Annotated in this window: 9 protein-coding genes; 4 read left to right on the forward strand and 5 right to left on the reverse strand. The window is 37.5% G+C overall.

All coding sequences use genetic code 11. The features are described from left to right. The first annotated feature begins 50 nt into the window (after nt 1–50). Genes KQI71_RS10635 through KQI71_RS10645 form a run of 3 tightly spaced genes read left to right on the forward strand, consistent with a single transcriptional unit; the run spans nt 51 to nt 3,029 of the window. A complete protein-coding gene (locus KQI71_RS10635) occupies nt 51–1,187 on the forward strand; it encodes an acyl-CoA dehydrogenase family protein (protein ID WP_216436076.1) in 1,137 nt (378 codons plus the stop codon). A 26-nt stretch (nt 1,188–1,213) separates the two neighbouring features. After that, complete coding sequence (locus KQI71_RS10640) at nt 1,214–2,017, forward strand: electron transfer flavoprotein subunit beta/FixA family protein (RefSeq protein ID WP_216436078.1); 804 nt, start codon at nt 1,214–1,216, stop codon at nt 2,015–2,017. A gap of 19 nt (nt 2,018–2,036) precedes the next feature. Further along, nucleotides 2,037–3,029, forward strand: coding sequence for an electron transfer flavoprotein subunit alpha/FixB family protein (locus KQI71_RS10645; protein ID WP_216436080.1), 993 nt, complete (start codon nt 2,037–2,039; stop codon nt 3,027–3,029). A gap of 79 nt (nt 3,030–3,108) precedes the next feature. Here the strand turns inward: KQI71_RS10645 and KQI71_RS10650 are convergent, their stop codons facing one another. The 4 genes from KQI71_RS10650 to KQI71_RS10665 are packed head-to-tail and all read right to left on the reverse strand — an operon-like array spanning nt 3,109 to nt 7,273. After that, nucleotides 3,109–3,999, reverse strand: a complete 891-nt coding sequence (locus KQI71_RS10650) for a DUF4340 domain-containing protein (RefSeq protein WP_216436082.1) — start codon at nt 3,997–3,999, stop codon at nt 3,109–3,111. Nucleotides 4,000–4,015: 16 nt separating this feature from the next. Then, nucleotides 4,016–5,440 (reverse strand): Gldg family protein, encoded by a 1,425-nt coding sequence (locus tag KQI71_RS10655; protein WP_216436084.1) that lies wholly within the window; start codon nt 5,438–5,440, stop codon nt 4,016–4,018. Between the two features lie 11 nt (nt 5,441–5,451). Continuing rightward, nucleotides 5,452–6,318, reverse strand: coding sequence for an ABC transporter permease (locus KQI71_RS10660; protein ID WP_216436086.1), 867 nt, complete (start codon nt 6,316–6,318; stop codon nt 5,452–5,454). After that, nucleotides 6,302–7,273: an ABC transporter ATP-binding protein gene (locus KQI71_RS10665; RefSeq protein WP_216436087.1), complete on the reverse strand. Its 972-nt coding sequence runs from the start codon at nt 7,271–7,273 to the stop codon at nt 6,302–6,304. Before KQI71_RS10665 ends, KQI71_RS10660 begins: the two co-directional genes overlap by 17 nt. Before the next feature lie 365 nt (nt 7,274–7,638). Here KQI71_RS10665 and KQI71_RS10670 point away from each other — a divergent pair, with 365 nt between their 5' ends. Further along, nucleotides 7,639–8,184 carry an NADH peroxidase gene (locus KQI71_RS10670; RefSeq protein WP_216436088.1) on the forward strand — a complete coding sequence of 182 codons (546 nt, stop codon included), beginning with the start codon at nt 7,639–7,641 and terminating at the stop codon, nt 8,182–8,184. Nucleotides 8,185–8,542: 358 nt separating this feature from the next. Here the strand turns inward: KQI71_RS10670 and KQI71_RS10675 are convergent. Then, nucleotides 8,543–9,216, reverse strand: a 674-nt coding sequence (locus KQI71_RS10675; RefSeq protein ID WP_216436091.1) for a DDE-type integrase/transposase/recombinase, incomplete at its 5' end; no start/stop codon positions are given.

Genomic DNA, 9,216 nt, shown 5'->3' on the forward strand with positions numbered 1-9,216 from the left:
CCAATAATAAAAAACCATTGAGAGAGTGAATTTTTAAGGAGGACATAGCAATGGCATATTTAATTTCAGAAGAAGCAAAGGATTTATTACAGGATGTTCATGAATTCTGTGAAAATGAAGTAAAAGAACAGTGTAAAGCATATGACGTAAGTGGAGAATGGCCAAAAGAAATTTATGATAAAGCAATTGAAATGCAGCTTCATTCATTAGAAGTGCCAGAAGAATATGGCGGACCTGGATTATCCAGAGTAGACGTTGCAGCATTAATCGAAGAAATGGCAATTGCAGATGCCGGATTTGCTACAACAATTTCTGCTAGTGGACTTGGTACAAAACCAGTATTAATCGCAGGAAATGAAGAACAGAAAAAACATGTATGCCAGAAAATCATTGATGGTGGATTTGGTGCTTTCTGCTTAACAGAACCAGGTGCAGGATCTGATGCAAGTGCAGGAACAACAACAGCTGTTAAAGATGGTGATGAATATGTCCTGAACGGAAGAAAATGCTTCATCACAAACGGTGGAATTGCTTCTTTCTATTGTATTACAGCTATGACAGATAAATCAAAAGGTGTAAAAGGAATCTCTATGTTCTTAGTAGATGCCGGAACTCCAGGATTAAGCACAGGAAATGAAGAAAATAAGATGGGTATCCGTACATCTAACACATGTGATGTTGTATTAGAAGATTGCCGTATTCCAGCTGCAAACTTAATTGGAGAAGAAGGAAGAGGATTCAACATTGCAATGAAGACACTGGATCAGGCAAGAGCTTGGATGGGATGTGTTGCAACTGGTATCGCTCAGCGTGGTATTAATGAAGGTATTGCATACGCAAAAGAAAGAGTTCAGTTTGGTAAACCAGTTATCAAAAATCAGGCTATGCAGTTCAAAGTAGCTGATATGGAAATTAAGACAGAAACAGCTCGTCAGATGGTTGCTCATGCATTAACAAAAATGGATATGGGTCTTCCACATTCTAAAGAAGCTGCAATCGCTAAATGCTATGCATCTGATATCGCTATGGAAGTTGCTTCTGAAGCAATCCAGATGTTTGGTGGATACGGATACAGCAGAGAATATCCAGTAGAAAAACTGTTAAGAGATGCTAAGATCTTCCAGATCTTCGAAGGAAGCAACGAAATTCAGAGAATCGTTGTAGCAAATAATACAATTGGCAGATAAGAATAACTAGTAAAAGGAGTAGAAGAATGAACATTTTAGTTTGTATCAAACAGGTTCCGGATGATTCTGTAGAAATACATTTAAATGGGGAAGGAGCCCCAGATCTTGCAAATGTTACACCAGTTGTCAATGCATTTGATACTTATGCACTTGAAATGGCAGCTCGCCTGAAAGAGTCCTCCGAAGGTGAAGTTACAGTTGTGTGTGTAGGTGAAGATGGTGCAAAGAATTCCCTGAAAAACTGTCTTGCAGTTGGGGCAGATTATGCATATCTGATCAAAGATGATGCATTCACAGGTTCTGACAGCAGAGGAATCAGTAATATTCTGAAAAATGCAGCAGCTAAGATTGAAGCAGAAACAGGAAAGAAATTTGATCTTGTATTTTGTGGAAAAGAAGCTACCGATGCAGCTCTTGGTCAGGCTGGACCAATGTTAGCAGAAGAATTAGGTGTTGGTGTTATTACAAATATCACAGAAATTGCTTTAGATGGTGATAAAGTAACAGCAAAACAGGAAACAGAAGAAGGATATCGTACTGTTGAAACAAGTGCACCTTGTGTTGTAACTGTTACAAAACCAGAATATGATCCTCGTTATCCAACCATTAAAAATAAAATGGCAGCCAGAAAGAAACCAATCGGTGATCTTGCAATGGGTGATTTAGCAGATGTAGCCGCTGATAAAGTTGGTGAAGCAAACGCTCAGGTAAAAACATTGAAACTTTATGAGCCAGCAAAGAAAGAAGCCGGTGTAAAGATTCAGGAAGAAACCGAAGAAGATTCAGCATTAAAAGCTGTTGCTATGATGGCAGATGCCAAAGTATTCTAGGGAAGGGAGAACAAAGGACATGGCAGATTGTAAGAATATAATGGTATATGTAGAGACTGCAGAAGGAAATCCAGTCAAAGTTGGATTGGAAATGATTTCTCCAGCCAAAGAACTGGCTGCAGCAAAAGGCGGAAAAGTTATCGCTGTTGTCATTGGCAGTGGTGTGAAAGACGCAGCACAGAAAGTTGCAGAAGCAGGTGCAGACCAGGTAGTATGTGTAGATGCACCTCAGTTCGCAGATTTTAACCTGGATACATACGCAGGTGCTTTAGTGGAATTAGTAAAAGAAGAAGCACCAGCAGCCGTACTTGTAGGAGGAACTCAGGATGGAAAAGACATCGCACCAGTTCTTGCTGCAAAATGTGATGCAGGATGTGCATCCGATGTTATGGCAATTAAGGTAGACGATGCAGGAAATGCAGTATTTACCTGCCCGCTGTACGGAGGAACCGTACTTCAGGACGTAACAATTGATACCTGCCCTCAGGTAGCAACACTTCGTTCTGGCGCTTTCCAGAAAGTGGAAGATCCGGCAGCAGGAGAAGTAGTAGAAAAAGAAATTCAGATTCCAGAAGATCAGATTCGTACAAAGGTTGTAGAAAGCGTAAAAGAAATTGCTGAAACAATCAATCTGGAAGAAGCAGAAGTTATCGTATCTGGTGGACGTGGAATGGGAAGCAAAGAAAACTTCGCATTAGTAGAAGAACTTAGCAACCTTCTCGGAGGTGTTGTAGGAGCTACAAGACCAGCAATTGAAGATGGATGGGTTTCAAAAATTCACCAAGTAGGACAGTCTGGAAAGATTGTTGCACCGAAACTCTACATCGCTTGCGGAATCTCAGGAGCAACGCAGCACGTATCTGGAATTATGAATTCAGACTATATTGTAGCAATCAACAAGGACGAAGACGCACCAATTTTTGAAGTTGCGAATGTAGGAATTGTTGGAGATGTCATGAAAGTGCTTCCTGTCATGATTGAAGAAATTAAGAAAATTAAGGAAGCTCAGTAAAATCGCGTGTTTCTATGCTTAATGCATATTCACCATTTCAAAACCCCCTGTGCCTTTGGCTACAGGGGGATTCCTCATTTTATGGGTTTAAAACATTTTTTACGACTTCAGCATCGGTTAAATAGACCATTCTGGAATTTTTTAATTTTACATAATAATTCTTTTTTTTCTGATCCATAGAACCAATATAAAGAGTTAGTGATTTTTTCTTTTTTGTTGTCGTATCTTTATATGTAATATCAACAGAGATTCGTTTTCTTGTATCTAGGCCATATTTTGAAAGTTCCGAATTCTTTACGGCATAGTTCTGGCAATCGCCAAAAGTAAAGACTCCAAGACCACCTGCAATCCCATCTAGACTATTTTTCTTTGATGTTGAAGAGTAAATGGTTGCTTTCCCATTTTTTGTTATAACAACTTTCTTTAAATTGCCAGTACTTAAGGCTGGGAAGGAATCTGTTTTGATTAGATCACTTAAGGAAGAAGAAAGCGAAGAAATAGAGTTAGAGGAAATAGTGTAAATTGTTGATTTGTCATCAATGGTTAGATAATAATTGTCTCCGGTTTCATTTCCAATATAAAAAGTAGTACGGTTTCCACTTTTGTCTTTTACATGAATGGTATAAGATGGATGATCGAGTCCATAATCACTGAGACTATCTCCTTTGCCTAATTTTCGGACAGCTTCCATATTTTGAAATGGAGATACGATGGAGTTAATGGAACTTTGAATTAGAGGATAGTCTTTATTTTTTGTGTAATACCATTTCCCATTCTTTTTAGTAAAGGATAAATTGCTTCCATTATAATAAGAAATAGATGTAATAGAGTTTAATTTTTTTATAATAATCTTACTGGAAGCAGCTTTTTGATTGCTTCGTTTTTGTGTATAGAATCGGATTCCGGCATACAGAGCTAAAAGCCCTGCAAATGCCAGAAATGCGATTGTAAGTGTACGTTTTTGCTTCACTAGGAATACCTCCTCTTTATTGTCTTCTACGGCGGAACCATATGATAAATCCACCAATTACAAGTGCAGCTGGAATTACAAAAATGATAAATAGGCTGAAAATACCAGGGTGAGCGATGTTGTTATAAGTAACGGACAGGCTCTTTGGCGAAATAGAAATATTGTCCTGCTGATCAAGATTTGCAGAAACGGAATTCATAAATAAAGTTAGGTTCTCAAGTGTTGAAAAAGAAGAGGTTACTTCATCATCAATTAACATATGACTTCCATAAACAGTCAGGCGACTTTCTTTTGATACCTTTTTACCTTCGGAATTCTTCACTGAAACTTTTTCTGTTGCATAAGCACCGAGAATGTAAGTTCCCTGTTTTTGTTTCTTATCGTTCACAGCATATCCACTGGAAGAAGTTGTCATAAAGGATTGTGTGGAGATTTTACTTCGCGCGGCATTTGTCTGCGTCATTCCTTTTGAGTTAATCATAAGAACAGAATTAGAAGATAATCCAGAAGCCATTTCACCACTCACAGAAAGTGTTGGTACAAGATAGTAATAATTTCCTTGATAGCACTGCTGTGTGTCTGCAATATATCCATCAGCTACTTGAAGTCCGTAGTCTTTTAATAAGCCATATAAATTAGACATTTTTTTATTTGTTGGCGTTAACAGGACCATGACTTTTCCGCCTTTTTTCATGTAGGAAGAAATAACTTTTATTTCATCTTTTGTTAAGTCACTGGATGGACCATTTAAAATGAGAACATCACAATCTGTTGGAACGGAAGTGGATGAAAGAAGGTTTAATACCTGTGTCTTAATTCTTGACTTTTCCATTAGATTCGTAACGGAAGAAGAAAGATCACTTTCTCCATGACCTGCTGTGTAATAAGCTTTGTATTCTTTACTGTTTGTAACATAACTTAAAGCTTTGGTAAGCTGCCCATCTCCGTCAAATTGTGTGGACGAGGAGGAAGAGCTGCTTGTTGTATAATAGGAAGAAGAATTAGAAACAAGGATGTCATCAAAAGATACGGTGGTTTTTCTTCCAGTTTTTTTATCAGAAACGACGATGGTGTCGGATTCCGTATTATATTTTGTAAGTGCAGATGGATGTAAAACAGGATCTATCCATGTTACTTTTATTTTTCCGGATTGGGATGCATATTTTTCAATAAAGTTTTTAATACGGTCGTCGGTATTTTTCTTTTCTGCAAGGATCGTAAATGTTACATCGGAATTTAAATTTTTAATAAACTTCTGACTTTTAGAAGAAATTTCATAAATATCGGTATCACTGATATCGATCTGTCGTATTTTTTGCGGCAGTTGCCCGATGATTAAATTAAAGATAAGAATGATTCCAATGACAGCTGCAGTTAGTGCAACGCTATAGGAACCTTTTCTGGAATTCTTTGTCTGAAATATTTGTTTTAGCTTATCCACGTTTTTCCCTCCTAACTCCAACGTCTTTTCTGGAATACCTGTATCGTAAGAAAAATAAATAAAACAATAAGAGACAGGTAATAAATAAGGCCGCTGATATCAAAAATATAATTTTGTGCAAAGTTGTAAAAAACATCTGTTAAAACAAATTTTTCAAGAAGATTGTGAATCAGACTTTCAAAAACAGATGACTTTACAATATAACAAATAATGTTTCCAATTAGAAAGATCGCCTCTAGAATACCGGTAATAATCGGATTTTTTGTAATATGAAAGATCAAAGCTGCAATAAGACTGAGAATAATAATCACTATAATAAAATTGCTGATTGCTTTTGTTGGGAGATAATCGAGTAGATTATCAAGCATATAAAGAAAAAATAATACTGCACAGGTACTAATTGCTGCAATAACAGAGCTTTCAGTAAGTGAAGAAAGAAACATACCGACAGCAATAAAAATACATCCCAACAGAAAAAAAGCCAAGATGGATGAATAATCAACAAGAAGGTGAGCTTTTCCCTGAAATTTAATGATCAATGGGAAAAGGCAGTAAATCAGACATGGTACCGCAAAGACAGTAATCATGGCAAGATATTTTCCAAGAATCACTTGAAAAAGTGGAACTGGTGAAGTTAAAAGCAGTTGATCAGTCTTATTCTTTCGCTCTTCTGAAAAACACTTCATAGATAAGACGGGTACTGCAATGAGCAAGACGAAAATAACGCCTGCTAGAGAATATGCAAAGTAAGGATACCCGCTGTTCAAGTTGTAAACCATAAAATAAATTCCACCAATGATGGTTAGAAAAGCGGCAAATATACAGCCAATCATGGATGTAAAATAAGAATGAACTTCTCGTTTATAAATTGCTATCATGATGAGAATCTCCTTTCTCTTCAAGATGTTCGGTAAGCTCAAGAAAAATATCTTCCAGACTTGCTTTTTTTATATTTAAGCGAGTGACAGGAATACGCTGAATAGCAAACGCAAGAGAAAGCTCTTCACATACTTTTTGAGCGTTATTTGATGTTTCAATTACAATATTACAGCTATCTTTTGTTTGTCCCTTCCAGGAAACATTTTGAATATCTGAAATGGAACCAAGTACAGATTGAATACTTTGTGGGTCTGCTTTGATCGTAAGTTCAATGGAATCTTTTCCATGTGAAAGTTTTTCTAGTTCTGCGGGTGTACCGCTGGCAACAAGATGGCCTTTGGAAATAATCATGACGTAATCACAAATTTCTTGTACTTCAGCAAGAATATGAGAACTTAAAATAACTGTATGATTTTTAGAAAGAGTCCGGATCAATTGTCGGATTTCGATAATCTGTTTTGGATCAAGGCCAACGGTAGGTTCATCAAGAATAATAATATCAGGAAACCCAAGAACGGCAGCAGCGAGACCAGTCCTTTGACGATAACCTTTAGAAAGATTACGAACAAGACGGTTAGAAACATCCATAAGTTTTACAAGGTTCATGACTTTTTCAACTTCGGTTGTTTGTTTATTCTTTGGAATCTGTTTTAATTCAGAAACAAAAGAAAGATATTCAAGAACTGTCATGTCAAGATAAAGAGGAGGAATTTCTGGAAGATATCCAATACATTTTTTTGCAGCCTCTGGTTCTTCTAGAATATTATGTCCATCAATCAGAACGTCTCCTTGGTCAGCACCAATATAACCTGTCATGATATTCATTGTGGTAGACTTTCCTGCACCATTAGGGCCAAGAAAACCATAAATTTGTCCTTTTTCAATGGTAAAGGATAAATCATCTAAAGCGAGATGATTGCCATATTTTTTTGTGAGATGTTTTACTTCTATCAATATTTTTTGCTCCTTTCATTTAAGTATGCCTTTGAAATTTATTACAGGCTTTTTATTGGAAGAAAATTGGACTGGTTTATTATATGCTGTCTATATAGGCAGGAGTCCGATTGCTTCCAAAATAATAAAACGTTACTTTTATACTTTAAAGGGAAAAAGAAAACAAACTGTGATCAAAGTATGAGAATCTTGTGATGAAAATATGAGCATTGTGTGAACGAAGAAAATGATAAAAAAATTCAAAAAAAGATTGACAGAAGTAAAAATGAGTGTTATAGTATAACCATAGAAAACAGTAATAATTACTGTTATCAATAGTTAACTAATAAAAATAAAAAACAAGAAGAAATAAAGGAGATAGAATTATGAAAAAATGGGTTTGTACAGTATGCGGATATGTTTATGAAGGAGAACAGCCACCAGAAAAATGTCCACAGTGTGGAGTACCTGCAAGCAAATTTAAAGAACAGGTAGAAGGCGAAAGAGAATGGGCAGCAGAACATGTTGTAGGAGTAGCAAAAGGCGTTAGTGAAGATATTCTGGCAGATTTAAGAGCAAACTTTGAAGGAGAATGTTCAGAAGTAGGAATGTATCTTGCAATGGCAAGAGTAGCTCATAGAGAAGGATATCCAGAAATTGGATTATACTGGGAAAAAGCAGCACATGAAGAGGCAGAACATGCAGCAAAATTTGCAGAGTTACTTGGAGAAGTTGTAACAGATAGCACAAAGAAAAACCTGGAAATGCGTGTAGATGCAGAACAGGGAGCAACAGCAGGAAAATTTGACTTAGCTAAGAGAGCAAAAGCAGCAAACTTAGATGCAATCCATGACACTGTACATGAAATGGCAAGAGATGAAGCAAGACATGGAAAAGCTTTTGAAGGATTATTAAAAAGATACTTTGGATAGACTGCAGGCGATGCGAAGATAGAAAAACAAGGAGTTCAGAACTGAGAATTTATTCTCAAGATTCTGAGCTCCTTATTTTTTAATTTTGATAGTGTCAAATGATCTATGAAAGACTGGGACAAAAAAATGGCTCAGATGGACCTTGAAAATCGCAGATATTTTTAGTCTGAGGAATAGGGACGCCACCCTTGACAGCACACAAAAGAACTGCTGTAAGTGGCCTACCGACGGCGAAGAACTCAAGAACAGTTAGGTTTTCTTCCGTCGGGCACAGCAGTGTAGCAGTTCTTTTGCGTGCCATCAAGGGCAAGCCGGAAGCGTTGCTTCCGGTGGCTGTTTTCTTACCTCGGCTCAGAATCTAAGAACAGTTAGAGCCTTCGGCTTGAAGCTTTTGAATCGTTTTTTGCCCAAGAAAGATGAGAAGCTGCCATTTACCCGGCATGTTATCAGCACCGTTTAGCATATCTACTTTGTTGAGTACCTGATAATGATTATGTTTATAGGGACGAAGAAAATTGTAGTAGGCTACCCACAGTGCCAGATCATAACTGGCCCCGTCGTAGTTGTCAAAACTATTTGTAGGACGATAGGAAGCCTTGTAGGTGCGGTTTAACCGCTCGATCATCTGTTTATAAGGTCGGAACTCTTTGGAAACTTCATCCTCGTTGGTTAAGCCGATCACCTGTGTGATGTTGAACTGAAAGTTATCCTTAAACTTTTTGGCAAACTCCATTACGGCCAGGGGATAGGCACTGTAGCCGTCAGCGATGAACCGAAAGTTTTCCGGCAGCTTTGTAAGGTGGCGGAAAGCCATCCGCATTGCAAGGATGCAGGGACCGACACTGCGGTTGTCAGACACCTGATAACCAATCATGGATCGGCTTGCGGCATCCATGATGAACCAGATGTAAGCTTTGATACTACGGACTTTGATATAGGTTTCATCGGCGGTAAAGACACTGCCAGACTTATAGTCGTAATTATCAATAAAGGGCTTAATACAGACAGCGGCAGTTTTACAATAGTTAGCGA

The sequence above is a fragment of the Anaerostipes sp. MSJ-23 genome, assembly GCF_018918155.1.
Lineage (GTDB): Bacteria > Bacillota > Clostridia > Lachnospirales > Lachnospiraceae > Anaerostipes.

Excerpts from the sequence above, each read along its gene's own strand:
- KQI71_RS10670 (WP_216436088.1), top strand. The coding sequence starts at position 7,639 with ATGAAAAAATGGGTTTGTACAGTATGCGGATATGTTTATGAAGGAGAA.
- KQI71_RS10645 (WP_216436080.1), top strand. The coding sequence starts at position 2,037 with ATGGCAGATTGTAAGAATATAATGGTATATGTAGAGACTGCAGAAGGA.
- KQI71_RS10660 (WP_216436086.1), bottom strand. The coding sequence starts at position 6,318 with ATGATAGCAATTTATAAACGAGAAGTTCATTCTTATTTTACATCCATG.
- KQI71_RS10635 (WP_216436076.1), top strand. The coding sequence starts at position 51 with ATGGCATATTTAATTTCAGAAGAAGCAAAGGATTTATTACAGGATGTT.
- KQI71_RS10640 (WP_216436078.1), top strand. The coding sequence starts at position 1,214 with ATGAACATTTTAGTTTGTATCAAACAGGTTCCGGATGATTCTGTAGAA.